This window comes from Glaciihabitans sp. dw_435, assembly GCF_018449675.1.
GTDB lineage: Bacteria > Actinomycetota > Actinomycetes > Actinomycetales > Microbacteriaceae > Glaciihabitans.
The window spans coordinates 1-25417 of the sequence record NZ_JAAVUZ010000015.1 but is presented as its reverse complement, the minus strand read 5'-3'; the positions used below and the strand labels follow the sequence as shown (position 1 = coordinate 25417).

At 67.4% G+C, this 25417-nt stretch carries 26 protein-coding genes; 15 read left to right on the top strand and 11 right to left on the bottom strand.

Annotation, left to right across the window (positions count from 1 at the left end; translation table 11 throughout):
• Positions 1–117: 117 nt before the first annotated feature.
• The 5 genes from HB677_RS15260 to HB677_RS15240 form a co-directional block, all read right to left on the bottom strand.
• Positions 118–870 (bottom strand): MBL fold metallo-hydrolase, encoded by a 753-nt coding sequence (locus tag HB677_RS15260; protein WP_213816597.1) that lies wholly within the window; start codon positions 868–870, stop codon positions 118–120.
• Positions 867–1841 carry an SDR family oxidoreductase gene (locus HB677_RS15255; RefSeq protein ID WP_213816596.1) on the bottom strand — a complete coding sequence of 325 codons (975 nt, stop codon included), beginning with the start codon at positions 1839–1841 and terminating at the stop codon, positions 867–869. Before HB677_RS15255 ends, HB677_RS15260 begins: the two co-directional genes overlap by 4 nt.
• A gap of 158 nt (positions 1842–1999) precedes the next feature.
• Positions 2000–2677: a bifunctional 2-polyprenyl-6-hydroxyphenol methylase/3-demethylubiquinol 3-O-methyltransferase UbiG gene (locus tag HB677_RS15250; RefSeq protein WP_213816595.1), complete on the bottom strand. Its 678-nt coding sequence runs from the start codon at positions 2675–2677 to the stop codon at positions 2000–2002.
• A gap of 89 nt (positions 2678–2766) precedes the next feature.
• Positions 2767–3345 carry a TetR/AcrR family transcriptional regulator gene (locus tag HB677_RS15245; RefSeq protein ID WP_213816594.1) on the bottom strand — a complete coding sequence of 193 codons (579 nt, stop codon included), beginning with the start codon at positions 3343–3345 and terminating at the stop codon, positions 2767–2769.
• A gap of 87 nt (positions 3346–3432) precedes the next feature.
• On the bottom strand, positions 3433–4194 hold the full coding sequence (locus HB677_RS15240; protein WP_213816593.1) for an SDR family oxidoreductase: 762 nt from the start codon (positions 4192–4194) through the stop codon (positions 3433–3435).
• 89 nt (positions 4195–4283) lie between these two features.
• Here HB677_RS15240 and HB677_RS15235 point away from each other — a divergent pair, with 89 nt between their 5' ends.
• Complete coding sequence (locus HB677_RS15235; protein ID WP_213816592.1) at positions 4284–5117, top strand: SDR family NAD(P)-dependent oxidoreductase; 834 nt, start codon at positions 4284–4286, stop codon at positions 5115–5117.
• An 89-nt stretch (positions 5118–5206) separates the two neighbouring features.
• Here the strand turns inward: HB677_RS15235 and HB677_RS15230 are convergent, their stop codons facing one another.
• Positions 5207–5773, bottom strand: coding sequence for a helix-turn-helix domain-containing protein (locus HB677_RS15230; protein ID WP_213816591.1), 567 nt, complete (start codon positions 5771–5773; stop codon positions 5207–5209).
• An 86-nt stretch (positions 5774–5859) separates the two neighbouring features.
• Here HB677_RS15230 and HB677_RS15225 point away from each other — a divergent pair, with 86 nt between their 5' ends.
• The gene (locus HB677_RS15225; protein ID WP_213816590.1) at positions 5860–7218 is read left to right on the top strand and encodes an NtaA/DmoA family FMN-dependent monooxygenase; all 1359 of its coding nucleotides are present in this window, start codon (positions 5860–5862) and stop codon (positions 7216–7218) included.
• Between the two features lie 649 nt (positions 7219–7867).
• Here the strand turns inward: HB677_RS15225 and HB677_RS15220 are convergent.
• Both HB677_RS15220 and HB677_RS15215 read right to left on the bottom strand, forming a co-directional pair.
• Entirely contained in the window at positions 7868–8848 is a 981-nt protein-coding gene (locus HB677_RS15220) for an aldo/keto reductase (protein WP_213816617.1), read from the bottom strand.
• Positions 8848–9342, bottom strand: a complete 495-nt coding sequence (locus HB677_RS15215) for a MerR family transcriptional regulator (RefSeq protein WP_213816589.1) — start codon at positions 9340–9342, stop codon at positions 8848–8850. Before HB677_RS15215 ends, HB677_RS15220 begins: the two co-directional genes overlap by 1 nt.
• A 174-nt stretch (positions 9343–9516) precedes the next feature.
• On the opposite strand from HB677_RS15215, the gene HB677_RS15210 reads away from it, so the two are divergent.
• Positions 9517–10530, top strand: coding sequence for a sigma-70 family RNA polymerase sigma factor (locus HB677_RS15210; protein ID WP_213816588.1), 1014 nt, complete (start codon positions 9517–9519; stop codon positions 10528–10530).
• 76 nt (positions 10531–10606) lie between these two features.
• Positions 10607–10981: a hypothetical protein gene (locus HB677_RS15205; RefSeq protein ID WP_213816587.1), complete on the top strand. Its 375-nt coding sequence runs from the start codon at positions 10607–10609 to the stop codon at positions 10979–10981.
• On the opposite strand, the gene HB677_RS15200 is transcribed toward HB677_RS15205, so the two are convergent.
• Both HB677_RS15200 and HB677_RS15195 read right to left on the bottom strand, forming a co-directional pair.
• The gene (locus HB677_RS15200) at positions 10978–11640 is read right to left on the bottom strand and encodes a PIN domain-containing protein (RefSeq protein WP_213816586.1); all 663 of its coding nucleotides are present in this window, start codon (positions 11638–11640) and stop codon (positions 10978–10980) included. The two genes, HB677_RS15205 and HB677_RS15200, sit on opposite strands and share 4 nt — an antisense overlap.
• Before the next feature lie 21 nt (positions 11641–11661).
• A complete protein-coding gene (locus HB677_RS15195; protein ID WP_213816585.1) occupies positions 11662–12102 on the bottom strand; it encodes a helix-turn-helix domain-containing protein in 441 nt (146 codons plus the stop codon).
• A 143-nt stretch (positions 12103–12245) separates the two neighbouring features.
• On the opposite strand from HB677_RS15195, the gene HB677_RS15190 reads away from it, so the two are divergent.
• From HB677_RS15190 to HB677_RS15160, 7 genes are all read left to right on the top strand, one after another.
• Entirely contained in the window at positions 12246–12842 is a 597-nt protein-coding gene (locus HB677_RS15190) for a GNAT family N-acetyltransferase (protein WP_213816584.1), read from the top strand.
• Between the two features lie 84 nt (positions 12843–12926).
• Complete coding sequence (locus tag HB677_RS15185; protein ID WP_213816583.1) at positions 12927–14027, top strand: SDR family oxidoreductase; 1101 nt, start codon at positions 12927–12929, stop codon at positions 14025–14027.
• Between the two features lie 604 nt (positions 14028–14631).
• Complete coding sequence (locus HB677_RS15180) at positions 14632–14856, top strand: hypothetical protein (RefSeq protein ID WP_213816582.1); 225 nt, start codon at positions 14632–14634, stop codon at positions 14854–14856.
• Between the two features lie 40 nt (positions 14857–14896).
• Positions 14897–15367 (top strand): helix-turn-helix transcriptional regulator, encoded by a 471-nt coding sequence (locus HB677_RS15175; RefSeq protein ID WP_213816581.1) that lies wholly within the window; start codon positions 14897–14899, stop codon positions 15365–15367.
• 9 nt (positions 15368–15376) lie between these two features.
• On the top strand, positions 15377–15787 hold the full coding sequence (locus tag HB677_RS15170; RefSeq protein WP_213816580.1) for a VOC family protein: 411 nt from the start codon (positions 15377–15379) through the stop codon (positions 15785–15787).
• Between the two features lie 40 nt (positions 15788–15827).
• On the top strand, positions 15828–16202 hold the full coding sequence (locus HB677_RS15165; protein WP_213816579.1) for a hypothetical protein: 375 nt from the start codon (positions 15828–15830) through the stop codon (positions 16200–16202).
• Positions 16203–16297: 95 nt separating this feature from the next.
• Positions 16298–16690, top strand: coding sequence for a DUF1801 domain-containing protein (locus tag HB677_RS15160; protein WP_213816578.1), 393 nt, complete (start codon positions 16298–16300; stop codon positions 16688–16690).
• 64 nt (positions 16691–16754) lie between these two features.
• Here the strand turns inward: HB677_RS15160 and HB677_RS18595 are convergent, their stop codons facing one another.
• Positions 16755–17339, bottom strand: a complete 585-nt coding sequence (locus HB677_RS18595) for a hypothetical protein (RefSeq protein WP_255546654.1) — start codon at positions 17337–17339, stop codon at positions 16755–16757.
• 158 nt (positions 17340–17497) lie between these two features.
• Here HB677_RS18595 and HB677_RS15150 point away from each other — a divergent pair, with 158 nt between their 5' ends.
• From HB677_RS15150 to HB677_RS15135, 4 genes are all read left to right on the top strand, one after another.
• Positions 17498–18130 carry an alpha-ketoglutarate-dependent dioxygenase AlkB gene (locus HB677_RS15150; RefSeq protein ID WP_213816577.1) on the top strand — a complete coding sequence of 211 codons (633 nt, stop codon included), beginning with the start codon at positions 17498–17500 and terminating at the stop codon, positions 18128–18130.
• 90 nt (positions 18131–18220) lie between these two features.
• Positions 18221–19384 (top strand): amidase domain-containing protein, encoded by a 1164-nt coding sequence (locus tag HB677_RS15145; RefSeq protein WP_213816576.1) that lies wholly within the window; start codon positions 18221–18223, stop codon positions 19382–19384.
• A 129-nt stretch (positions 19385–19513) separates the two neighbouring features.
• The gene (locus HB677_RS15140) at positions 19514–23473 is read left to right on the top strand and encodes a Pls/PosA family non-ribosomal peptide synthetase (RefSeq protein ID WP_213816575.1); all 3960 of its coding nucleotides are present in this window, start codon (positions 19514–19516) and stop codon (positions 23471–23473) included.
• 8 nt (positions 23474–23481) lie between these two features.
• Positions 23482–24828 (top strand): M1 family metallopeptidase, encoded by a 1347-nt coding sequence (locus tag HB677_RS15135; RefSeq protein ID WP_213816574.1) that lies wholly within the window; start codon positions 23482–23484, stop codon positions 24826–24828.
• The last annotated feature ends 589 nt before the right edge of the window (positions 24829–25417 follow it).

The following is a 25417-nucleotide window of genomic DNA, read 5'->3' as shown; positions in this document are numbered from 1 at the left end:
AATCGCCCTTCGCGAGCACGTCAGTGGGCCCGGACAGGACCCCCAGTACGTTCCCGCGACAAGGCAAACGGGAGGTAAACCCGAGGCGACTAGCGCGCGCGGATTAAGCTCCGCAGGTTAGGAGGGGCCGGCCTCCAGGGCCCGCGCGACGGCGCTCTCGACGGAGGTGCGCCAGCTCGGGCCATGCCCGGGCAGCACTATTTCGGCGCCGGTGGCGGCCAGCTTGTCGAGGGACGCGAGCGCCCGCGAGCTGTCGGCGGTCGCCGCACCGGACACGATCTGTGGCCCCTTCGCCCCGGTGTAGGGGTTGAAGGTGACGAGCGCATCGCCCGACAGCAGCGTCGACGCCGAGCGCAGGAAATACGCGCAGTGCCCGTACGTGTGACCGGGAGTAAAGACGACTTCCGGATGCCCGGGCACATCGAGGGTGATGCCCGCGTGCACGTCGAGGATGCCGGTCAGCCCCTTCACCTGCAGCGCGCCGGCTCCGACCATGCCGAGCAACGCGGGAAGGGCGGCCGGGTGCCTGATGGGGTAGATCAGGCGCGGATTCTCATGCGCGTATTGGTACGGATGCTCCGCAATGGCGTGATCCGCCCGGTGCGCGTAGACCGGGATACCCCACTCCTGCCGGGCGCGCAAGGCGAAGCCCAGGTGATCGAAGTGCGCGTGAGTGAGGATGAGCGCCCGCACATCGGTCGGCTCGTAGCCGAGCGCGGTGATGGCGTTCTTCAGGTACGGCCACGTCTTGGGGTGGGCGGCATCCACGATGGTGAGCGCGCCCTCCTCCTCGAGGATGTAGCAGTTCACGTACGCATGCTGCAGCCGGTGAACCCCGGGAGCGACGTTACGCGTCAGGCGCGCGCTCATCGACGTCCCCACCTGACCAGCACCGTGGTGGCGGCTACCACCGCCGTCAGCACGAGCAGCTTGCGGCCGCGGTATCGGGCCGCCCCGTGCCATCCGCCATTCACCGTCTTGTCCTCGCCGAGTTCGGGCTCGAAGACCGCGCCGGAGGTGTCCTCGGCGTGCGAGCGATGCGGCCGCTGGGTCACGTTGACGAGGGCGCTCATCTCCGCCTCGACGATGCGCGGGGCGAGTCGGTGCTGGCGGGTGAAGGCGCGTCCGAGGAAGCCGACGACGATCTCGGGCCTCGGCGACTTCGCCATGCGCTCGATCGTCTTGGCGATGAGCTCGGGAGGATAGACGGGAGGGATGGCTCGCGCGGTGCGCCCCGAGTAGTTCGCGGCGTGGGCGAAGAACGGAGTGTCGATCGTGGGCGGCAGGATTGTGCTGATGCGTACGCGGCGGAAGCCCTCGATCTTCAGCTCGCGGCCGATGGCGACACCGAGGGAGCGGACGGCGGCCTTGGACATGCCGTAGGCGGAGGTGTACGGGGTGGCGATCTCGCCGATGATCGATCCGATGTTGATGATCGTGCCGCGCTTCTGCTTCTTCATCACCTTCAGCGCGACGCGGGAACCGTGCACGACGCCCATGATGTTGACGTCGAGGACGCGGCGAAACTCGTCAAGGGGAGCTGTGTCGACCGTGGCGAACAGCCCGATGCCTGCGCCGTTGACCCATACATCGATCTGGCCGAACGAGCCGACCGCGATGCGGCCGAGCGCCTCGACGTCGTCGTTGCTCGTGACGTCGGTCGGAACCGCGATGGCGTCGGCGCCGAGTCGCACGCACTCGTCGGCGAGCATCTCGAGGGCTGCGCGGTCGCGGCTGGCGAGCACGAGGTTCGCCCCGCGCCGGGCGAAGCGCAGAGACGTGGCGCGGCCGATGCCGCTGGAGGCGCCGGTGATGACGATGACGGGTGCCTTCTTCGGCATGGTGCTGGTCCTTTGCGTCGCGGGAGGCGGCCGCGCGGTCGGCTGACCGCGTGCCTGTCCTCCGACGCTAAACGCGAAGCGGCACCCGGGACGCACGGTTGACGTGGTGCACTGAGTGCCTATAGTGCGGGTGCTTCCTGCGGGTGCTTCGCAACACCTCAGGCGGGACGCACCGCCACCACGACGATGTCGCGGACGTCGCCGGTGGTGCCGTCGGGACGCCTTCCCACGCGGGACCGCGACTCCGCCGCCTCGATGCGCAGGTGCTCGCCCTCGATGGCCGCGACCACGTCGGCGGCGGTGAACATCATGTCGCTGTGGTGCTGGTGCGCGTCGGGGGCGAAGTCGGCGGCGTCGTGCCCGACGATGAGCAGTGTGCCGCCGGGTGCCACGGCCGCGGCCAGCGCACGGAAGAGATTCGTGCGGATCGGATTGGGCAGGTGCATGAACTGCGACGACACCAGATCGAATGAGCCGGGCTCCGGTGCCCATTCGGCGAGGTCGTGCTGCTCCCAGGTGATGCGGGTGGCAGCAGTGGGGGCGGATGCCTCGGCCCGGCCCCGCGCTTTATCCAGAGCGTTCTGCGAGATGTCGATGCCGGTGACCCGCCACCCCTGCGTCGCCAGCCAGATGGCGTCGCCACCCTCGCCGCTGCCGATGTCGAGTGCCGTTCCGGGAGTCAGCGGGGTCGACTCGGTGACCAGCACCGGGTTGGGGTTGCCACTCCAGGTGAACCCCGGCTCTGCGTAGCGGTCCTCCCAGTACGGGCGCCCGAACGGGGTCGCCTCTGCGTCGGTTGCGGCATCCGCTGCGGGCGAGGTGTGGTCGTGAGTCATGGGTGGGGCCTCCTCCGCAATGATGGCGGTGTCGGTTGAGTCCTGCCAAGCGGATTTGCCGGGGTAGCAAATGGATGCCCCGGGGCCCGTTACTTCGGCGCGTTGAAGCGCAGACCGTCGAGTTGCAGGTCGAGCAACTGATCCGTGAGGCCGGCCTCGTGGAACTCGTCGGCGATGAGGACGATTCCCGAGATTCCCATGAGGATGCGCAGCGGGGGGAGATCGGTGCGGATCGAGCCATCCGCTTCCGCCGCCGTCAATAAAAGGGACAGCGCATCGACGAGTCGCTGACGGGTTTCCATGCGTAGCTCGCCGCCATCGAGCAGTACCGCCTTGAGGGCTTCGGCCATGCCGTACTTGGCGAGCATGTAGCTGACGAACATTCCCATCCACGTGCGCAGCGCGGTGATGGGGGTCATCGTCTCGAGGAGCGTGGCGGCCGCTTCCGCAAGCTTGGTGGTCTCGGTGCGGTAGACGGCCTCGATCAGAATCTCCCGCGATGGGAAACGGCGGTACAGGGTGCCGACCCCGACGCCGGCGGCCGTGGCCAGCGACTTCATCGAGGTGTCGGCGCCGTCCGTGGCGAACAGCTCAGCGGCGACCTCGAGCACGCGGTCATGGTTGAGCTGCGCGTCGGCACGGAGTGCGCGGGACGGGCTGTCGGTCATGAGCGGCTTTCTCTCGGGGGAAGTGCTGCGCAAAGAACGATACCCGGCGCGGCCCGGCGCCTCGTCCCGATGGCGCGGCACCCCCTGTCACCAGGTCTGTGCGCTGGCACGCACCAACATCTCGTTGACGGAGACCCGGCGATCGCGGGTGACCATGTACGACACCGCGTCGGCGATGTCCTCGGGGCGCAACACCTCGAACGCCGTGACCATCTGTTGAATGCCCTCGCGTACGCCGTCGCGCGCGTGGGAACTCAGCTCGGTCGCGACCGTGCCGGGCTCGACCAATCCCACTCGCACGCGCTGGCCCATGACTTCCTGTCGCAGCCCCTCCGAGAAGGCAGTGACACCGAACTTCGTGAGGCTGTAGACGGCGGTGCCCGATCGGGCGAGACGTCCACCCGTCGAGCTGATGTTGACGAGATCGGCGACGCGGCGAGCGGATGTCTCGGCCGCATCGATCACGTGAGGAAGGGCCGCCTTCGTCATGTACAACACTCCATTGAGGTTGACGGCGATCATGCGGTCCCACTCCTCTGGCGCCGCGTCGACCACCGGTCCTGGCAGCATCAGGCCGGCGTTGTTGACGAGGATGTCGAGTCGTCCAAACTCGGCGATCACGGCGTCGACAGCGCCGGCCGCCGCCAGCTGCGAAGTCACATCGGCTTCGACCACGAGCGCCTGGGTGCCGCCAGCACGAAGTGACGTCGCCAGTTCTTCGAGGCGATCGCGGCGGCGTCCGAGAAGCGCAAGGGAGGCGCCGTCGTCGGCCAAACGTCGCGCGGTTGCCTCGCCTATCCCGCTGCTGGCGCCGGTGACCATTGCGACCGTAGTACTCAGGATGCTCATGTGGATTGTCCCTTCGAAACAAATTAAGCGGATTGGGTTCCGCTTATGTAAACTATACGGAACCTCATCCGTTTAGCAAGGAGCATCCCATGAGTACCTGGTTCATCACCGGAACGACCAGCGGCATCGGTCACGAAACAGTCGTTGCCGCGCTCGCCGCGGGGCACAACGTCGTGGCGGCATCGCGCCGACCTGTCGCTGTCGACGAGCTCGTCTCCGCATACCCCGAGCGCTACCGAACTGTGGCGTTGGACGTCACCGACGCCGGGTCATCCGCCGCCGCCATTGCCTATGCCGTCGAGGAGTTTGGCGGCCTCGACGTCATCGTCAATAACGCCGGGTATGCCAACACCGCGTCGATCGAGGAGGGAAGCGAAGAGGACTTCCGGGCCCAGATCGACGTGAACTTCTACGGCGTCTACAACGTCACCCGCGCTGCCCTTCCCCTCCTTCGTCGCCAGCGTTCTGGGGTCATCGTGCAGATTTCCTCTATCGGTGGCCGGGTCGCCGGGTCCGCCGGCATCGCGGCGTACCAGGCGGCCAAGGGTGCCGTTGAAGCGTTCTCCGATGTGCTGCGCACCGAGACCGAGCCGTTCGGGGTGAAGGTCATCATCGTCGAGCCGGGCGGATTCCGCACCGGATGGGGATCCGGCGCCACCGGTTCCATCGTGGAGCCCGGCCCCGACTACGACGCGAGTGTGGGCGACCGCCTGCGCGCATTTGCCACGTATGTCGGCAACGAACCGGGTGACCCGGCGCGGGCGGCCGCGGCGATACTCGACGCCGCCGAGGCATCCACCCCTCCCCGCCGGTTGATTCTGGGAAGCGACGCCCTCGAGCGGGCCCGCACGAATTTCGCGTTCGAGATCGCGGAAGCGGATGACTGGGAGAAGGTCAGCCGGTCAACCGACTTTGCCGCATAGCTGCCGCCCCTAGGTCACTCCGTGGGCTGAGCGAGCAGGTCGACCGGGTGGTCACGCGGGAAGACGGTGCCCGGGTCGGCTGGAGGGGGTCAGTGGCTGCTGACGAGCAGCACGCGGGTGCGGCCGGCGGCGTCCGCGGGGACCCGCATTCCATGGGGGAGTGCTCCGTCGATCCACAGCGACTCACCCGCGGCCAGCTCTGTTGCGGCGGCATCGCCGATCCACACGTGCAGAACCCCGTCGAGCACGTAGATGAAGTCCTCTCCGTCGTGGGCGAAGGGCGTGGCATCCGCATATCCCGGCGCAATGTCAAAGAGGAATGACTCGAGCGCCTTGCCGGGGCCGCCGCTGAGAATCTGTGCGGTATCGGTCGTGCCGTCGGTGGCGGCCAGGTGAACGCTGGCGCTGCGGGATGACTCGGTCGGGGGCATCAGCTGGGCGGGTGCGATTCCCAGCGCCGATGCGAGGGCGTACAGCGTGGGAACGCTCGGGTAGATGCGGCCGTTTTCGACGTTGGAGAGAAAGGGCTGGGATACCCCGGCGAGCCCGGCGAGTTTGCGCATGCTCCATCCGGCCTTGGCGCGCTCGAGCCGCACGGCGGTGCCGAGGGCCTGGGACAGGCCGTCCGAGGGGCTTGGTTCGTCCGCGACATCCACTCGTCCACAGTATCGAGCTTGCGGTGAGGCGGGCCGAACTGATAACTATTAGTTATCACAATGTCACGTTGGACGAAGGGCTCGTTTTGACCAAGAAGATTTTCCTCGGTGCGTTCGAAGAGCTCACGCCCAACTTCATCAGCAACGCGTGGCATCACGAGCGCGGTGACACCGGCGATTTCGCGACGCTCGAGTACTGGCAGGACATGGCGCGCAAGCTCGAGGCCGCCGGGTTCGACTTTCTGTTCTTCGCCGAGGCGATCGGTTACCCCATGAGCGGGGACGACGTGCCCGAGGTCGTCATTCGTGAGGCAGTGCAGTTTCCGGTGCACGACCCGATGACGATCATCTCGGGGCTGGCGGCGACGGTCGACCGGCTCGGCTTTGTCGTGACGGCGTCGACCACGGCGCAGCAGCCGTACCTCAACGCCCGCGCGTTCACGACGCTCGACCACTTCACCAAGGGCCGCATCGCCTGGAATGTGGTGACCAGCGACAACCAGGTCGCCCTCGTCAAGATGCTCGGCCAGACCGAAGTCACGCCGCACGATGAGCGCTACCGTCGCGCGACCGAGTTCCTCGAGCTGTCGTTCAAGCTCTGGGAAGGTGCCTGGGAGGACGACGCCGTCGTCAACGACAAAGCCACCCGCACGTTCGCCGACCCCGCCAAGGTGCACCGCATCAAACACGAGGGCGAGTACTTCCGGCTCGACGGGTACTACCCGGCGACGCCGTCCATCCAGCGCACGCCGATGCTGCTGCAGGCCGGTGCTTCGCCCACGGGTCGCGCCTTCGCTGGTCGCTTCGCCGAGGCCGTGTTCATCCAGGACCGCGGAATCGACTCGGTCAAGAAGACCGTCGCCGACCTGCGCGCCCGCGCGGTGGCCAACGGCCGCGACGCCGACTCCATCAAGATCATGGACGCGGTAGCCATCATCGTCGCGGACACCGAGGAAGAGGCGCTGCGCCTGCGAGCAGAGTTGGATGCCACGCCCACGCGTGAAGCCGCCGCCGCCCTGTTCATGGGCTGGAGCGGGGTGGACCTGATGAAGTTTGACCTCGAACAGACGCTGGACGAGGTCACCACTGAGGTCGGGCAGACCATGCTCGCCATGTTCCAGGTGCCCGGCGCGAGCCCCACCGTCGCCGAGATTCTCGACCGCATCACCACGTCGATCGGCGGGCCGCGCATCACCGGGACGCCCGAGCAGGTCGCCGACGAGCTGCAGGCCTACATCGAGGAGGGCGACCTCGACGGCTTCCTCATCGAGTACACCTACGGCGGCATGGCTACATATGAGGACTTCATCGAGAAGGTCATGCCCATCCTGCGCGAGCGGGGCATGCTGCCGGATGTCCCGCGGTCGGGCACCATGCGCGAGCGCCTCACCGGTGGCGGACCCCGCCTGCCCGCAAACCACCCCGCGGCCCAGTACCGCCGCTAGCCTGCGGGGCCGCCCAATTCGACGTTGCGGCGGCTGCAACCTGCGCTGTTCGTCGCGTGCCGCCGGTCCGGTACCGGCCCCGTGTCGCGTGATGCCAACCCGGCGCCGGCCGTGCGTGCCGCCCGCCCCCCGGCTCGCGAAACTGCATCGAAGGAGCACAAATGGCTGTTGTCTGGCCCCGCCGACGACAAAGTTTGCTCCTTCGATGAACTTGGGCAGCTGTTTCACTCAATCCGGGCATGTTTGGCGGCAGCGGATGCCCCAGATCTCGGCAATCACTCGAATCCGGGCGTGTTCGGCGAAGGCGGATGCCTCGGGCCCCGACAATCGCCCCAATCCGGGCGAGTTCGGCGCCCCGGATGCCCCGGGCTGCGGCAAATCGCCCGAATCCGGGCCAATCCGGGCACGATCGACCGCCCCCACTCCGATGGATGTCATAACCCGGGCGAATGCGGCGCTACGGGGCGAGCGCGCACGCCCGGTTGCGCCGGACTGACCCGTTTTCGGTGAAGAGACGTTCGCCCACGGGGTCGGCGGCGGCGAAATGCCCCGGCGCAGCGCAAACGGGCGAAAGCGCTGAAAACGGTCAAGCGCGCTGGCCCGTTTTCAGCGCTTTTGCCCGGATTGCACGGGCAGCGCCCACCCCGGGCTAGCGGTCGGCGCCGACGGGGAGCGCCAGTCCATCGCGGGAGCCGGCGATGTCGTCCGCGGGAAGTGCCTCGGCCAGGCGCCGGCGGTCGTCCGAGGTCAGCTCGATTTCCGCGGCCCCCATGTTCTCGTCGAGACGCGCACGCCGACGGGTACCCGGGATCGGCACCGCCCCTTCCGCAAGCAGCCACGCGAGAGCGACCTGGGCCACGGTGACGTCCTTCTCGGCAGCGATGGCCTCGACCCGCTCCACGAGCCGCCGGTTCGCCGCGAACGCCTCGGGCTGGAAGCGCGGGAGACCCCGGCGCGCGTCATCCGCGTCCAAATCATCCAGCGAACGCACGCCACTCGTCAGCACACCGCGGCCCAGCGGAGAGAATGCGACGAGGCCGATGCCCAGCTCGTCCATGACCTGCTTCTCGCCGTTGTGCAGGACGTCGCGGCTGAACAGGGAGAATTCCGACTGCACGGCGGCGAGCGGATGCACCGCGTGAGCCTTGCGGATGGTGTCGGCTCCTGCCTCCGAGAGGCCCACGTGGCGAACCTTGCCCTCGGCGACGAGCTCGGCCATCGCGCCCATGCTCTCCTCGATGGGGACGTTGGGGTCGACGCGGTGCAGGTAATAGAGGTCGATCACGTCGGTGCCGAGGTGCATGAGGGAACGGTTCGCGGCGCGCTTGATGTATTCGGGGGTGCCGTTGCGGCCGTGGACCGTGCCGTCGTCGTCGGTCTCGGACGACGCCTTCGTGGCGAGTATCACCTCATCGCGGCGATCGCCCAGCGCGCGGGCGATGAGCTTCTCGTTCTCGAAGGGGCCGTAGGCCTCGGCGGTATCGATGAAGGTCACGCCCTCGTCGACCGCGTGGCGCAGGGTCGCGATGGATTCCGCCTCATCGCTCGAGCCGTAGAACGCGCTCATGCCCATGGCGCCGAGTCCGATCGCGGATACCCGCAGCCCATCGCCCAGCAGTGTTGTCTTCATCATTTGGTGTCCTCTTTCGGTAGGGGGAGTCGTGTGGTGGGTGCCGCGGTGGCGGGGTGCGCGGCGCCGGGGTGCGCGGCGGTGCCGGGGCTGGCAGCAGCCGCGCGATACGCCGCGATCTTCGTGTCGATGGCGACCAGGTGCCGCTTCGTGCGTTCGAGATCCTCGATCACGCGCTCGCGGTGCCGCTCGAACTCGACGACCCGCTGCGCCTCGGTACCGGGAGTGCGGCTGAGATCGGCGATCACGCGCACATCGGCGATGGGCATGCCGGTCTCGCGCAGCATCACCAGTCCGCCGATCCACTCGAGGTCGCGCAGTCCATACCGCCGGCGCCCGCCCGCATCCCGCGGAGTCGGGTCGAGCATGAGCCCCTCGCGCTCGTAGTACCGCAGCGCCTCGACGCTCACTCCGGTGGCCTCCGCGGTGGCGCCGATCGACAGCCCCTCCGGCGGAACGGCGACCGTGACTTCGGGGAGCAGTTTTTTGTCCATGGGCTCATCCTGCAACCTGTAGTGCGCTACAGGTCAAGCGGATGCCACGAATTGACGCGATCCGAGAAAACTTTCGCGATCCCGTCACAAACGCCCGGGGCATCCGGTCTTATAAGGTGAACGGCTCTCTGATTCCTGATCCCGACCCGCGATGCCGGACCGAAAGGCCACCGAATGAGTGCGAACGACGAAGCCACAGTGGATGACCCGGAGCGCGCCATCCCGGCAGCCGCAGTCAGCGCTGGCCTTGCAGACCGGGCCGAGCTCGTCGGCCCGGCGCGCGCAGACCTGGCCGATCTCGACGAACCGGCCGACCCGGCCGAGCTCGCCCGGGCGCTCGTCATCTTCGAGGACACCCGCCCGCGTCTGTTCGGCATCGCCTACCGGATGCTCGGCAGTGCTGCCGAGGCCGAGGAGATCGTGCAGGAGGTGTGGCTGCGCTGGCAGGCGTACGACCGCAGCGTCGTGGAGAGCCCGGCCGCGCTGCTCGCCACCATCTGCACGCGCCTGGCGATCAATGCCGCGCAGTCCGCACGGGCGCGCCACGAGACGTACATCGGGCCGTGGCTTCCCGAGCCGGTGGATACCAGCGCCGACCCGGCCCTCGGTGCCGAGCGGGGTGAGGCCCTTGAGTTCGCGGTGCTGATCCTGCTCGAGAAGCTCACCCCCACCGAACGCGCCGCCTACGTGCTGCGCGAGGCCTTCGACTACGCATACTCGTCCATCGCCGAGATCGTGCGGCTGTCGGAACCCGCGGTGCGCCAGCTGGTCAGCCGTGCGCGCAAGCACCTCGCGGCCGAGCGGCGCGCGCCGGCGACCACGGCAGAACAGCGTCGCCTGCTCGCCGCATTCCTCACCGCGGCGCAGTCGGGGGATCTCACCGCGCTCGAGAACCTGTTCGCGGCCGATGTCGTCAGCTACTCCGACGGCAACGGCGTGAAGCTCGCCGCCCGCATCCCGATCATCGGGCGCACGCGCGTGGCGAAGTTCGTCGCCGCCTTCTCGTCCCACTTCTGGACGGGCGCCGAGCTGCGCTGGATCGAGACGAACGGCCAGCCCTCGGTCGTCATCTCCCGCGATGGTGAGGCCTACGCCGTGCTGGCCGTGTCCGCCTCCGAGGGCATCGACCAGCTGCTCTGGATGATGAGCCCGCCGAAGATCGCCGCCGTCAGTGCGCTTCGGGCGTGAGGACCGACCGCCCCGCACGAGCCGGGCGTTCGCGCTGGCGGGGCGCCGGGTCATCCGCACCGCCCAACTTGCTGGCTTGAGGCTCGCGCATCACGAGGATGCGGTGCACGCGATGCACCGCGCGTGGGCGGATCGGGATGCCCCGGGGCTGGCCGCCCTCATGGCGCCAGACGTCGTCGCGCTGACCGATGGCGGCGGGGTGGTGCCGACCGAGCTGTTCCCCGTGCGCGGGGCGGGGGACGTCACCGAGCTGTTGCTTCGGTCATCGGCAGCGTGCAGCCAGGTCGAGATCGTCGAGCACCCGGTCAACGGGCACACCGGGCTGGTGGTGCGCGACGCCGGGCGGGTCATCGCGATCGTGATTCTCAACGTGCGGGCGCGACTCGTGTGCGATGTATGGGTGGTGCTCAACCCCGACAAACTCCGAAGATGGAATGGTGACTACGACTAAGCGGAGCGGACTGAATTAGGCCGGTCCGCTTCGTAAGACGAGCCGCGGACACCTGAGTTGAAATCCCCCCGAGCAGTCGGCCCGCTGAGAACCCTCAGATGTTCATGAACCCGAGCAGCAAATGCTGGGCAACCACTCTTGGTGAGCGCCTCCACCAAACCCATTGGAGTTTCGCCGGCTGTGGCCCGACGAGACCAATATGCGCGTTGCTCATCGACGACCGCTCGCACGCTCAGCGCAGCGGAGTCGTCGATAAGCACGAAAAAATCGTCGGCCGAATACACCGAATAACTGAGGTCGACATTCCCTGCGAGAGTCGAAAAACCACCATCGTTAGTCAGCAAGATATCGGCCTTGCAGTGAACTGCAGCCGCGTGCACATGTCGGTCGTTGGCGTCTGAGCCGTCGAAGTCGATGGAGGCGTCGAATTCGCCGAGTACCTCATCGACGTTTTCCACGAAAATGTCGTGAAGACGCGCAGTGACGCTCCCGTTCCATTCCGGGTTCTTGCGTCGCAGTCGATAGAGCGCTTCGGCGATGACATCGTGCGTGGTATGAAGCTGGAACATAGTGCCGACCTGGTTATGGAGCATGAAGGTCCAGTCCCGCAAAGTGCGACTAAAGAGAATGTTCGCGTCTATGAATATTCTCTGTGCCACAGATGTACCTTACGACGGAGGTCAGACTTCTCCGACTTCCTCTTCCAGTTCGCGCAACTTTTCGAAGGCAATCTTGCGTGCAGCAGCACGCTTTGTCCTCAACTCGAGCACGTCGGCTGACCTGAGCCGTGAGTGCGATCCCACTTTGTGAGATCGAATCTCACCCGCTTCAATGAGCTTCATAAGCGTGGGACGCGAGACTCCGAGCATGTCAGCGGCCGCGGTCGTAGTGAGTTCCTCAGGCGTGGACATTAACGTCATGGTGCCGCCTTCGGCAGCACGTTCGATAACTGCCACGAGGAAGCTCGAGAGCGCCGCCGGGATTTCGACTGCTGCACCACCGACGGAGACTAACAGTCTCTCTAGCGGCTCGTCGCACGCGTCGTCGATAAGCCCAGCTGCCTCAGCTCGCAGTTCTTCGGTGACAATTACAGTTTCTCTATTGAGCAGGGTCGTAGTCATGACGATGCCAGTTCTTTCGTATCGGTTCTTAGTGTGTCGAATAGTCCTAACGTTAGTGGTTTCACTTGTAAGTGCAATGGGTGTTAGTAAGTTCGCGGTGCGGACGGGTAGCCGGGGAGTCCGCGACGATTCAAGATGGAGAGGTGCACGTCACATCCATCGTCCCCGCGAACGAGGCCTCCTGGGAGGACCTCACCACCATCTTCGGCCAGCGCGGGGCGGCGGCCGATTGCCAGTGCCAGTGGTTCAAGATCCCGCACCACGACTGGCGGTCCGTGCCGCCCGAGGAGCGCGCGGAGCGCTTCCGCGAGCAGACCGCGTGCGATCACCCGCGGGCCCGCGCCACGACGGGACTCGTCGCCTACCTAGGCGGCGAGCCGGTCGGCTGGTGCGCGGTCGAACCCCGGGTCGTCTACGTGCGGCTGCAGCGCACGCGCATCCCGTGGCTCAATCGCGACGAGGACCCGCTCGACGACGGTGTCTGGACGGTCAGCTGCTTCGTCACCCGCGTCGGCTATCGTCACCGCGGCATCAGCAGGGCGCTCGCCGCGGCCACCGTGGACTTCGCCCGCTCCCGCGGCGCGCGTGCCCTCGAGGGCTACGCGATGATCACCGAACCCGGCAAGAACATCACCTGGGGTGAGCTCTACGTCGGCAGCCGCAGCGTCTTCGAGGCGGCCGGCTTCGCCGAGGTGAGCCACCCGTCCCCGCGCCGCGTGGTGATGCGCATCGACTTCTGAGCTGTCACGTGCGGCTTGGCTGCGCATCGCCTGAGTGGATGCCCCGGGCGGAATGCATCGCCACGCGCGCGCCTTGTACTCCTAATGAGTAACGGCAATCACCTGGCCCATCCGTCCGAAACCGGCACCGCCCTCGTGGTCGGCGCCAGCGGCATCACCGGCGGCGCACTGATCGAGCAGCTCGTGACGGACGGCTGGAGCGTCATCGGGCTGTCGCGCTCCGCGGTCTCCTCGCCCGGCGTCACCGGCATCGCCGCGGATCTGCTCAGCCCCGACAGCCTGCGCACCGCGCTCGCCGAGGCCAAGCCCACGCACGTGTTCTTCACCGCCTGGTCGCGCCGCGCCACCGAGGCCGAGAACATCGAGGTCAACGCCGGAATGGTGCGGGACCTTCTCGCCGCGCTCGACCACGCACCGGTGCAGCACGTCGCACTGGTGACCGGGCTCAAGCACTACCTCGGCCCGTTCGAGGCATACGCCGCGGGCGAGATGCCTGATACCCCGTTCCACGAGGAGGAGCCGCGCCTCGACACCCCCAATTTCTACTACGCGCAGGAGGACGAGCTGTTCGCGGCCGCCGAGCGGCAGGACTTCACGTGGTCGGTGCATCGCTCCCACACCGTGATCGGCTACGCCGTGGGCAACGCCATGAACATGGGCCTCACGATCGCCGCGCAGGCCGCGATCACCAAAGAGCTTGGCCGTCCGTTCATCTTCCCCGGCAGCGAGGCGCAGTGGAACGGCCTCACCGACATGACCGACGCCGGCATCCTCGCCGAGCAGATGATCTGGGCCGCGACCGATCCGGCCGGAGCCAACGAGCCGTTCAACATCGTCAACGGCGATGTCTTCCGCTGGCGCTGGATGTGGCCGCGCCTCGCCGCGCACCTCGGCATCGACCCTGCGCTCGTCGAGGGATTCGACACCGAGCCGCGTCCGCTCGAGCAGCAGATGGCCGGGCTCGAGGGAGTCTGGGCCACGATCGTCGAGCGCAACGGACTGGTCGAGCCCGACCTCGGACGCATCGCGTCGTGGTGGCACACCGACGCCGACCTCGGCCGCGAGATGGAGGTCGTCACCGACATGGGTAAGAGCCGGGTGGCCGGGTTCCTGGGATTCCGTCGCACCGAGCAGGCGTTTGCGGACCTCTTCGCGAGGTACCGCGCAGCCCGCATGATTCCGTAGCCCCGGGGCATCCACTGTCCGTCCGTCGGCGCGGCCCCCTCCACGCCCCGGCGGCTGTTTCCGACCCCGGCGCCGCACCCCCGCTTCTCCACATGCGGAGTTTTCGCCTCTCGAGCGACCCAGGCTCCGCAGCTGGGTCAATTCGTCCAAAAGTTCCTAATCTGGCGCGGGGCAGGCGCGGGGCTGGCGAAACAGCCGGCGCGGGGCTGGCGCGGGGCAGGTGAAACGGCCGGAGAGCAGGTGGCACGCAGTTGGCCGGGCAGCAAAGGCTTGGCGGGCCGCGTCGCCCCGGTTTGGAGGATTCCGAGACCGACCGACCGGTCACTTTGTACGTTTCACAACACGTGTGGCCGAAATAGCGTATGCTGAAGGCACTGGACATCGAGAAATCTGTTCTGGACGCCATTCCCCTGTGAATGCCGCGCACCGGATTTCTTCCAGAAGCGCCCGCTGAAATCAGAGCAGACAGCGCGAAACCCCGCCGACACCGTCGGCACACAACTCGAAGCCATCCAGCTCGATCGAGTATCGATGGCTCGCCTGCGGCATTTTCGCCGCGATACTGCGCTGCGAATCAGCGCCACTAAACGAAAGCACTACAGCAATGACTTACACGAATACCCTTTCACGCCAAAACGTCGAGTTCATCGTCGGCGGCTACGCACTTCTCGCCACCGACCCGATGTTCTACTCGCGAGCCCGTGAGCTCGCCGCCATCCGCTCGAATGCTGCCGAACACGGCATCTTCGACATCTCCGACGCCGACTTCGATTTCGCTCTCACTGAGCGTTTCGGCAACGGCGCCACCTACGAATTCCCCACCGCGTAACGCCTGTTCCGCGGGCAGGCGTGCGGTGTAGCCTCATCGCATGCTCCCGCAGGACCTCGCCGCACTCGCATCGCTGCGACGCGCGCGGGACCTCATCGATCGCGACTACGCGAAACCGCTCGACGTGCCGACCATGGCACGTCGAGCTTTTATGTCTCCGGCGCACTTCTCGCGCCAATTTCGCGCGGCCTACGGCGAGACCCCCTACAGCTACCTGATGACGCGGCGCATCGAACGTGCCATGGCACTGCTTCGGTTCGGGATGTCGGTGACCGACGCCTGCATGGAGGTGGGGTCCACCTCGCTCGGATCCTTCAGCTCGCGGTTTACCGAGATCGTCGGCGTGACCCCGAGCGCCTACCGCGCGATGGATCACCACGCCGTCGACGCCATGCCCGCGTGTGTGGCCAAGCTCCGCACCCGACCCGCCCGAGCGCAACAGGCGCCAGCGCAGCAGACCCGAGCGCAACCGAGCAGGATCGAAGAAGCGGACCTCGTCCCCGTTTCCTAACGTGGACGCATGAGCATAAATCTCCAGTACCGCAACATCACCGTCAACGACGTGGATGAGTCCCTGCCCTTCTACCGAGATGGCCTCGGTCTCGAGGTGCAGAACGACGTGGCATCCAATGGCTATCGCTGGGTGACGCTGGGAAGCCCGACGCAACCCGGCCTCGCCATCGTGATCTCGGAGCCGCATGCCGGCCGGTCGCAGGCCGACGGCGACGCGCTCCAAGAGCTCATGGTCAAGGGTGTGCTGCCCATGCTGGTCTTCAGCTCCGGAGACGTGGATGCCGCGTTCGACAAGGTGCTCTCGACGGGCGCCGAGGTTCTGCAGGAACCGATCGACCAGCCGTGGGGTCCGAAGGACTGCGCATTCCGCGACCCCTCGGGCAACATGGTGCGCATCTCGCAGGCGTCCGCCGCGTAGCCCGGAGCAAATGCCGCTGGCTGCTGTGCTTCACTGAGCCATGCGAGTCGAAGAGCACACCTTTGCCGATGACGAAGGCGACGGTGGCGTCGAATCTCACCCGACTTACATGGTCGAGTTCTGGACCGTCAAGGATTACCTCGGTGTTGAGACACGGCGCGTGCTCGACGCGCGGGATCTCCGCGAGGTTGAGACGTGGGCCGAGAGCCAATCTCCGGACCAGTACACGATCTATTGCGAGGTCTCGTACTCGGCAGGCGATGCCCGTTGGGTGACATGGGTCAGAGTGAGTGGATTCGGTCCGGATCAGCCTGGCTCTGTTGCAGACCACCTGTCGGATCCCGAGAAAGTGCGGCGGGTTCGGGCGATCATGGGCCCCGACTACGACGCCGACTCTCCCACCTACAACCAATAGCGCCGGGCCCGCGCATCCAAAAGTGGCTGCGATTCGCACAGAGGGGTTGAGCCCTGGCCGGGGACCCGGACTAGCCTGACTCACAGGAGGGCATCGTGGCTGACACCTACGCGAACGTTGACGAGTACATCGACTCATTCCCCGAGGACGTGCAGCACATCCTGCGCGAGGTCCGAAAGCGCTTGCTCCTGGCCGTTCCCGGCGCCGAGGAAAAGATCCGTTACGACATGCCAGCCGTCATGCTGGGCGGCAGTTACGCGATTCACTACGCCGCCTGGAAAAAGCACGTTGGCCTCTACCCCGTACCGCGCATGGACGAGGCCTTCGAGCTCGACATCGCCCCGTACCGCGCAGCCAAGGATTCGGTGAACTTCCCGTATCCGGCGATCGACTACGACCTGATTGAGCGGATGGCCCGGGCATCGTTTCCCTTCGCCGCGAGTCCGTCGACCCCGCGTAGCGCAACGAAGGCCCGCACTCGGGAATGAGTGCGGGCCTTCGGTTACTGCTGCCTGGCGTATCACCGGCTGGCGTGGTGCCATGCGGTGATGGCTAGCCGGCGATGATGCGCTTGAGCTCGGTGATCGTCTCGTCGAGCTTGGCGATGGCTTCGGCGCGCTGCGCCTTCGTGGCGGTGCCGCGGTACTCGCGGAGGGTGTGCAACAGCTTGCTGGCCCGATTCATCAGGCGGATGTCGCCCTTCTTGGGCGCCTGGCGTCCGGCGAACGGGCCGAAGCCCGCCGCGGCGGCGAAGGCGCCGGGGCCGAACCCACGGCGTCCAAAGCCGCGCGGGCCGAAGCTCTGCGGGCCGTACTGCTGCGGGCCGAACCCAGCCTGCGGTCCGAAGCCCTGCTGGGGGCCGAACTGCTGCGGGCCGAATGCCTGGGGGCCGTACTGCGGACCGAAGCCCTGCGGGCTGAACTGGCGAGGGTCGACACCCTGGGGTGCGAAGCCGCGGACGAAGTGCTCGTGGTTGTGGTGATGGTGGCCGCGGCCACCGCGCTTTCCGCGTCCGCGTCCGCGGTCGTGCGTGTCGGTGTGGGTGGTGGCCGATTCGTCGGTGGACGTGGTGTCGGTCGTGACGCCGTCTGTGGCGTTGTCAGCGGTGTTGTCGGTGGTGTCTTCAGTGGTGTTCATGAGGTGTAAGTCCCTTCGAGTGAATCACCCGATGTGATTCTTCGCCATGTTCTTCGGCGATGCGTTAACGATATATCGGTATGTATCGAAACGTCAAGTGTGGCCGAAAAACTTTCTCGTGACTAGAACATACGTTCGAATGTCTTTAGGCTGAGGTCATGAGCATTACCTTCCAAGCCTCGATATTTGACGACCTCACCGCCGACCCCGAACTGAACCCCCTCACCGGATTTGTCACCCGCATCGAGCTCGGCGAGGGTGCGTGGCTCGACATCCGTCCGGGCTGGGTCACCAACTCCGATGCCCTGTTCGAGCGCCTCGTCGACCGCGTGAGTTGGAAGGCCGACACCGTCGCGATGTACGACCGCGTGGTCGAGGTGCCGCGTCTCGTCTCCTGGTACGGCGCAGGCTCCCGCTTTCCGGATCCCAGCCTGTTCGACGCGCAGGCGAATTTGAACGACTACTACGGGCGTCCGAAAGACCAGGTCTTCGAGACCGCTGGCCTGTGCTTTTATCGCACCGGTGACGACAGCGTCGCGTGGCACGGGGATCGGGTCGGTGCGGGCATCGACCGCGACACCATGGTCGCGATTCTCTCGGTGGGAGCGGCGCGCACGCTGTCACTCCGGCCCAAGGGTGGCGGACTCACCCGCAAGTTCCCGCTCGGCCACGGCGACCTCGTGGTGATGGGTGGCAGCGCCCAGCGCACGCACGAGCACGCCATCCTCAAGACGAAGCAGGCGGTCGGGCCGCGCATCAGCGTGCAGTTCCGCCCGGTCTGGTCAAAATAGGTGGACTAAACGTTCCACCGTTTGTATATGCTCGGGAGCACTGCGCGAGTTGACGGCACCTCGCTTCGCTGAATCGCAGTGCCTGGAGCCATGACACCGCACGATTTGCCCTCGACCCGCCGCGCGCGCGCCCGCGCCGGTATCTCGATCGCCGCCGGTCTCGTTCTGGCTCTCGCCATTCCGATGGCGGCGTCGGCGGCCCCCGTGCCGACGACCGCACCCACGGCCAGCGCGACGCCTTCCGCGACACCGAGCGTGACTCCCAGTCCCACGGCATCCCCGACCGCCTCGGCCACGCCCTCCGCCACTCCGTCGGCGACGGCCAAGCCGACTTCGGCGCCGACCGCCACCGCGAAGCCCACGGCATCCCCGAGTGCGACGCCGAAGCCGACTGCGACGCCGAAGCCGACGGTCACGGTGAAGCCCACCGCGACGCCGACACCCACCCCGAAGCCGACGGCAACGCCGACGCCCACCGCGACGCCGAAGCCTCCGGCACCGGTCATCCCGGCCCCCGTCGCCAAGCTCATGTCGATTTCGTCCGGGCACACCGCCGGGGCGCGCACGATCGTCATCACGGGAACCAACCTCAGCTCGGTAGTCGCCGTCGACTTCGGCGGCACCCGCGCGACCGGCCTGCGGGTCACCTCGAACACCCGCATGATCTTCGTTCTGGGCGCCGCGTACAACTACCAGCCCGGCAGGGTCCCGGTGATCCTCACGCAGAAGACCACCCTCAAGCGGTTCTCGACCCCGCTCATCTTCACCTACAAGGTGGTCAGCGCGGTCGACAAGGAAATGAACTACGCCTTCGACAACTGGAACACCCGCGGCACCAAGCGCTGGGTGTACATCGCGAACAACGACTGCGTGAACTTCGCCAGCCAGGTGCTGCTCGCCCGTGGCTGGAAGATGAACAACTCCTGGTACAACAACGGCGGGTGGAAGATGAGCGCCAGCTGGAGCTCATCCACCGCGCTGCGCAACTACCTGAAGGCGCGCCCCAAGCTCGCGACCGCCCTCACCGAGAAGCAGCGTGCCTCGGTCAAGGTCGGCGACATCGTGCAGTTCGACTGGGACGGCAACGGTAGCCCCAACCACACGGCGATCATCTCGAAGAAGACCGTCGACGCCGACGGTCACATCACCCTCCTGTACGCGGCGCACACGAACCACCAGCAGTACGCGAACGTCGACTGGGCCTACACGAAGAAGCAGCCCCACGTGAAGATCATGTACTGGAGCGTCAAGTAGTCGCGAGCGCCACCCGCAGGTAAACAACGGGTGAACACCGGGCCCCGTTGGCGCCCTCACCGTTTGCCCGAGGCGTGTACCCTCTGGCGCAATGATCCTCATATCTGAGGTGCCGTCGGAGAGGATGCAGTGAGCGAGATCACCCTGCAGCAGGACGTACTTCTGGCGGGATCACGGGTGACCGAGGCGCGCACGCTCGTCGACATTCTGGTGGCCACGGCGCAGAGTCATCCCGACGCCCTCGCCCTTGAAGACGCCGACGGCGCCCTGACCTATCGCAGCCTGCTCGGCATCGTCAACGAACGCGCGGTCGGCCTCGTCGAGTCGGGCGTGCGCCGTGGGGACAAGGTCGGTATCCGCATTCCGTCCGGCGGTCGCGACCTCTACATCTCCATTCTCGCGACGCTGGTTGCCGGCGCCGCCTACGTGCCTGTGGACGCGGATGACCCGGAGGACCGCGCTCGTCTCGTCTTCGGCGAGGCCCACGTCGTCGGAGTGATCGGCGTGGGCGGGGTGTTTGTCACCCGCGACGTGGTGGACGCCGACGCGCTGGCGGACCGCCCGATCCCGGATGGCTTCGCCCCCGACCTGCTCACCGTCGGCGGCACCGGCGTCATCGCCACGGTCAGCGCACCGCGCACCACCGACGATGCCTGGGTGATCTTCACGTCCGGGTCGACCGGCGTGCCCAAGGGCGTGGCCGTGTCGCACCGCTCGGCCGCCGCGTTCGTCGATGCCGAGGCGCAGCTGTTCCTCGCCGGCGATCCGATCGCCCCCGGTGACCGCGTGCTCGCCGGCCTCTCGGTCGCCTTCGACGCGTCGTGCGAGGAGATGTGGCTCGCCTGGCGTAACGGCGCGTGCCTGGTGCCCGCGCCGCGCTCGCTCGTGCGCTCGGGCGTTGACCTCGGCCCGTGGCTCATCGCGCACGGCATCACCATCGTGTCGACGGTGCCGACGCTCGCGTCGCTCTGGCCCGAGGAATCCCTCGAACTCGTGCGCCTGCTGATCTTCGGCGGCGAGGCCTGCCCTCCCGAACTCGTCGCCCGCATCTCCGCCCGCGGGCGCGAGGTCTGGAACACCTACGGCCCGACCGAGGCGACCGTCGTCGCCTGCGCGTCCCTGCTCGGCGGCCCCGGCCCGGTGCGCATCGGCCTGCCCCTCGACGGCTGGGATCTCGCCGTCGTCAACGACCGCGGCGAGCCCGTCGGCGAGGGCGAGAGCGGCGAACTGATCATCGGGGGAGTCGGCCTCGCGCGCTACCTCGACCCGGCCAAGGACGCCGAGAAGTACGCACCGATGCCGTCCCTCGGGCCCGGCTGGGAGCGCGCCTACCGCAGCGGCGACCTCGTGCGCTTCGAGCCGGAGGGGCTCGTGTTCCTCGGCCGCGCCGATGACCAGATCAAGATCGGTGGCCGCCGCATTGAGCTGGGCGAGATCGAGGCAGCGCTGCGCGCGCTGAACGGAGTAGCGGATGCCGCGGCCGTCGTGCAGACGTCCGCCGCGGGCAACAAGCTGCTAGTCGGCTACATCACCCTCACCGACGGCGCCGAATTCGACCGTGCGGCAGCCAACGACGCGATCCGCGACGAACTTCCCGCCGCCATGGTTCCCCTGCTCGCGGTCGTCGACGCCATGCCGACCCGCACCTCCGGCAAGGTGGACAGGTCCGCGCTGCCGTGGCCCCTCGTGGGCGCGGCCGACGGCGAGGGCGCCGGAGCCGGCCTCACCCCGACCGCCGAGTGGCTCGCCGAGAAGTGGACCGCAATTCTCGGCTCCCCGGTCGCCGGGCCCGACGAGGACTTCTTCGCCTCCGGTGGCGGCTCGCTCACCGCGGCCCAGCTCGTGTCTGCGATCCGCGAGCGCTACCCGGACACCCGCGTCTCCGACATCTACGACCAGCCGCGCATCGGCGCCCTCGCCGACGAGCTCGACTCGCGCGTGCCGATCGCGAGCGCACGCGAACGCTCGGTGCTGCCCACCCCGCTCGGCAGCCGCATCGCCCAGACCCTGCTCGGCATCCCGCTGCACGTGCTCGTTGGCCTGAAGTGGCTGGTGTACCTCGCCGCCGCGAACAACCTCCTCACCGCGTGGGCCGACGTGACCTTCGCGCCGACCGTTAACTGGTGGTGGATCGTTGCCGGGTACCTGCTCATCATCACGCCGCTCGGCAAGATGGCCATCAGCGTGGTGGCCGCACGCCTACTGTTGCGCGGAGTCGAGCCCGGCAACTACCCGCGCGGTGGTTCCGTGCACCTGCGCCTCTGGCTGGCCGAACAGGTTGCCCTGCTGGTGGATCCCGCCAGTCTCGCCGGCGCCCCCTGGATCAGTTATTACGCCCGCGCTCTCGGCGCGAAGATCGGCCAGGGCGTCGACCTGCACTCCCTTCCTCCGGTCACCGGCATGCTGACGATCGGCGCCCGCGCCGCCATCGAACCCGAGACCGACCTCGCCGGCTACTGGATCGACGGCGACCAGCTGCGCCTCGGGGCCGTGCACATCGGCGCCGACTCCAAGATCGGCTCACGCAGCACCCTGCTCGGCGGAACCGACATCGGGCGTGGCTCCGAGATCGAACCGGGATCCGCGGTCAGCGGTAGCGTTCCCGACGGTGAACGCTGGGCCGGATCTCCCGCCACGCGCGTCGGTTCGGCGCGCAGGCCCTGGCCCGCGGAACGTCCGCCGTCGGCCCGCCGCTGGCTCGTCGCCTACGCGCTCGGCTCGGTCGGGGCATCCGCTGTCCCCGCACTGTCGGTCATCGTGGGGCTGCTCGTCGTGGCCGCGACCATCGGCGATGCGAGCGAGTTCGGCCAGACCGTGCTGCGCGCGGCGCTCGGGGTGCCGCTCGCGGTGATCGCCGCAGGGATCGTGTACGCGGTGCTCGTGATCGCCGTCGTGCGGCTGCTCGGCCTGGGGCTTGCCGAGGGACACTTCCCGGTGCGCAGCCGCATCGGCTGGCAGGTGTGGATGACCGAGCGCATGCTCGACGCCACCCGCACGCTGCTGTTCCCGGTGTACGCGAGCCTGATTACGCCGCTGTGGCTGCGCCTGCTCGGGGCGACAGTTGGCGCGAATGTCGAGGCGTCGACGGTGCTGCTGATCCCGAAGCTCACGACCATCGCACCGGGGGCCTTCCTCGCCGACGACACCATGGTTGCCACCTACGAACTCGGCGGCGGCTGGGTGCACATTGGTCGCGCCAAGATCGGTCGGCGCGCATTCTTGGGGAACAGTGGGATGACCGGACCCGGCCGCAGCGTGCCGCGCAACGCGCTCGTGGCGGTCTTGTCGGCCACCCCGCGCAAGGCCAAGCGCGGATCGAGCTGGCTCGGCAACCCGCCGGTGCGACTGCGGCGGACGGCCACCGAGTCCGACGAGGCGAGGACCTTCCTTCCGCCGCTGCGGTTGCGCGTGGCTCGTGCCCTCTGGGAGATCTTGCGTATCGTGCCCGTGATGGTGTCCGCGTGGATCGGCCTGGGCGTGCTCGCGTCCCTCGAGCTGCTGTGGATCGCGATCGGACCCTGGTGGGCGCTCGCGCTGTCGGGCGTGATGATGCTGGCCGCCGGCGCGGTGGCCGCGGGCGTGACCACGGTGGCGAAGTGGGCCTTCGTCGGCAGGATCGCGGAGTCGGAGCATCCACTCTGGTCCTCCTTTATCTGGCGCAATGAGGTGCAGGACACCTTCGTGGAGATGGTCGCCCGCCCCTGGTTCGCGCAGGCCGCGACGGGAACGCCGGCGCTCGCGTTCTGGCTGCGCACGCTGGGCGCGAAGGTCGGTTCGGGCGTGTGGTGCGAGTCGTACTGGCTGCCCGAGGCGGATCTCGTGACCCTGGCCGATGGCGCCACCATCAACCGCGGGTGCGTGGTGCAGACGCACCTCTTCCACGACCGCATCATGCAGCTCGACACGGTGGCGCTCGGCGCGGGCTCGACGCTTGGGCCGCACAGCGTGATTCTGCCGGCCGCGTCCATCGACGCCGACGCGACCGTGGGCGCCGCGTCACTGGTGATGCGGGGCGAGCGGGTGCCGGCGGGGTCGCTGTGGTCGGGCAATCCGATCGCGCCGTGGCGTTCACCGCCGTGGAATACTTGAGCACGCTCATGTCCCAGAATCCGAACGCAACCTATGGCTCCGCTTCGGCCGGGGACCCGTACCTTCCGGCTGCCGGAAACGACGGCTACAGCGTCGAGTTCTACGACCTCGAGCTCGACTACCGGGTGGCCACGAATCGCCTGAGCGCGATCGCGACCATCACCGCGCGGGCGACCATGCCGCTGGATCGCTTCAGCCTCGACCTTGCCGGCCTCACCGTCGAGAAGGTGCTGATCGATGGCGTGCGGGTGCAGAAACACACCCATAGCGCGCGCAAGCTCGTCATCACCGCCGCGCACACCATCGAGGCGGGTGAGCAGTTCGAGGTCGAGGTGCGCTACCGCGGCGCCCCGCATCCGGTGCGCAGCCCCTGGGGCGATGTCGGCTGGGAAGAACTCACCGACGGCGTGCTCGTCGCCAGCCAGCCGAGCGGCGCCTCGTCGTGGTTCCCGTGCAACGACCACCCGAGCAACAAGGCAGGCTTCCGCATCGCGGTCAGCTGTGAGGCCCCGTACACGGTCGTCGCCAACGGCTCGCTTGTCTCGCGGATGACCCGGGCCGGGCGCACCTCCTGGGTGTATGAGTCGCCCGAACCGATGGCTACCTACCTCGCCACGGTGCAGATCGGACGCTACAAGGCGACGGCCGTGGCATCCGCCCCCGTTCCTCACCAGGTGTTTCACCCTGCGGACCTCGCTAACCATGTCGCCGTCGACTTTGGCCGCCTGGGTGACATGCTCGCGCTGTTCGAGAAGCTCTTCGGGCCGTACCCGTTTTCGTCCTATGTCGTCGTCGTGACCGATGACGAGCTGGAGATCCCGCTGGAGTCGCAGGCGCTCGCCACCTTCGGGCGTAACCACGTCGACGGGTTGCACGGCAGCGACCGGCTGATCGCGCACGAGCTCGCGCACCAGTGGTTCGGCAACAGCCTGACCGTGGCGCTGTGGAAAGACATCTGGCTGCACGAGGGTTTCGCCTGCTACGCCGAGTGGCTGTGGTCGGAGGGCAGCGGTGGCAAGTCCGCCCACGAGAACGCGATCGCGGCCGCCCGTCGGCTCGAGGGTCTGCCGAAGGAGATCGTGATCGGTGATCCGGGAGCCGCCGACATGTTCGACGACCGCGTCTATAAGAGAGGTGCGCTGGCGCTGCACGCGATTCGGCTGCACCTCGGCGACGAGCGCTTCTTCGGGCTGCTGCGCACCTACGTGGACGACCGCAAATTCGAGAACGTGTCCGCAGAGATCTTCGTCGAGTTCAGTTGCGCGTATTCCGGGGACCGGGCGCCCGAGCGTCTCGTGCAGGACTGGGTCTACTCGACCGCCTTGCCAACCCTTGTCGGGCAGCCCACGCCGTAGGGCCCACCCGCACCTCGTTTCCGCTTTGGCGGGAGTAGTTGCAGGCTTTGGCGGGAGATGCTGGCAAGCGGCGGGAGTCTTAGCTCCCGCCAGCCGCAAGTTTCTCCCTCCGGGTTGCTCTCTGGTTCGCCCTCGGCGCCCATTACCCGCCGACACCGACCCGGACGGCCAACGATCGCGGCCGAGAGCTGTCACCTGCACCCGATTTGCCCAGATTGCGGCCTCGCTGGGCGCCATGCCCTGGGTCCTCGGGCCTATTTTCGTGAAAACGGGCGAATGCGCTGAAAACGGTCAAGCGCGCTGGCCCGTTTTCAGCGAACTCGCCCGCTTTCCGGTCCGAGCGCGCGTCAAGCGCACGGCTGGAGCGTTGAATGCGCCGCTTTCGGGTCCACGCGCGCCGAATTCGCCCGGATTGAGGGCTCCACTGGCCGATTTTTCGCCTGATTCGCGTCGATCGCCCCGGACGGGTGCGATGTGCGCGCCGCACTCGCCCGCTTGGCGGCAGGAAGGTGTCATTCCGGCGCCGAACTCGCGCGGTTTCGGGGGCCGGGGGCCGGTCTCAACGAAAAAGCGGTCCAGTTAGGCCGTT